Annotated in this window: 1 pseudogene; it reads left to right on the forward strand. The window is 51.4% G+C overall.

Annotated features, from left to right (window positions below):
- Positions 1–216 (forward strand): annotated as a pseudogene (locus FDX22_RS24160) (tRNA 4-thiouridine(8) synthase ThiI); the annotation flags it as partial.

Raw genomic sequence — 216 nt, forward strand, 5'->3', positions numbered from 1 at the left:
GGCCAGGTGTCGAGCCAGACGCTGACCAACCTGCGTTTGATCGATAACGTATCAGACACTCTGATCCTGCGCCCACTTATCTCCCATGATAAAGAGCACATCATCAATCTGGCGCGTGAAATTGGCACCGAGGATTTTGCTCGTACCATGCCGGAATACTGCGGTGTAATTTCAAAAAGCCCGACGGTGAAAGCGATCAAAGCGAAGATTGAGGCC

It is taken from the genome of Citrobacter sp. TBCS-14, assembly GCF_005280805.1.
GTDB lineage: Bacteria > Pseudomonadota > Gammaproteobacteria > Enterobacterales > Enterobacteriaceae > Citrobacter > Citrobacter gillenii.